Source organism: Paenibacillus sp. SER-28 (assembly GCF_052906305.1).
In genome coordinates, this window is sequence record NZ_JBRECM010000050.1 from 1 (window position 1) to 380 (window position 380).

Consider the following 380-nt stretch of genomic DNA (forward strand, 5'->3'; position numbering starts at 1 on the left):
GAAGGTGCAGAGTCGGATTTTGAAATTCGCAATGCCGGCATGATTGAACAAACCAACTATGATTTCAATCTGGTCGTCATGCCGCAGGAAGCGATGAAAATCCGATTTGAATACAATGCGAAGTTATATGATCGAGAAGCTGTTGAACGGACTCAGGGCCATCTGATACAGCTGTTGGAGCAGGTGGTGGCGAAGCCGGACATTCGAGTGCACGAGCTGGATATGGTAAGTGAGCAGGAGCGCGAGCAAATTCTCAGCGTATGGGGAGATACAGCTGCCGAGTATCCGAGCGGGCAAACGATCCATGGCTTGTTCGAGACACAAACGGCGCAGACACCGGAACAGCCAGCGTTGTTCTTCGAAGGAGAGCAGTTGACCTA

Annotated in this window: 1 protein-coding gene; it reads left to right on the forward strand. The window is 51.1% G+C overall.

Annotation, left to right across the window (positions count from 1 at the left end; translation table 11 throughout):
• Positions 1 to 380: condensation domain-containing protein (locus ACUYLD_RS25525; protein ID WP_446676234.1), on the forward strand; the 380-nt coding region annotated here is incomplete at both ends.